Source organism: Chryseobacterium ginsengisoli (assembly GCF_039542325.1).
GTDB classification, from domain to species: domain Bacteria; phylum Bacteroidota; class Bacteroidia; order Flavobacteriales; family Weeksellaceae; genus Chryseobacterium; species Chryseobacterium ginsengisoli.
On the sequence record NZ_BAABHX010000030.1, the window covers coordinates 1 to 537 of the forward strand.

The window sequence follows — 537 nt, forward strand, 5'->3', positions numbered from 1 at the left end:
CAGGCCGCCGCCGAACGGCGTGCCCGGCGGCCCAAGGCCGCCAAGCTCGCCGCCGATGCCGAGCTGCGGGCGTGGGTGCGCCACGGCCTGGAGGACTGGTGGTCACCGGAGCAGATCAGTGCCAGGCTGGCCGAGGAGTTCCCGGACCGGCCGGAGATGCGGGTGTCCCACGAAACGATCTACCAGTCGCTGTTCATCCAGGGGCGTGGGGCGCTCAAGCATGAGCTCGTCGCGTGCCTGCGTACCGGGCGGGCTCTGCGCGAGCCGCGGGCACGCACCCGGAACAAGCCCCAGGGCCATGTCACCGAGGATGTGGTGTTCAGCAAGCGCCCACCCGAGGCCGCTGATCGTGCTGTGCCCGGGCACTGGGAAGGGGACTTGATCATCGGGACCGGGCGTTCAGCGACCGGGACTCTGGCCGAGCGCAAGAGCCGGGCCACGATCCTGGTCCACTTGCCCCGCCTGCAGGGATGGGGTGAGCAGCCGCCGGTGAAGAACGGGCCCTCGCTGGGCGGGTACGGGGCCGAGGCGATGACC

General features: G+C 71.5%; 1 protein-coding gene. It reads left to right on the forward strand.

Translation table 11 applies throughout. The annotated features are described in order from the left end of the window. On the forward strand, positions 1-537 hold a 537-nt coding region (locus ABD940_RS22845; protein ID WP_345208877.1), incomplete at both ends, for an IS30 family transposase.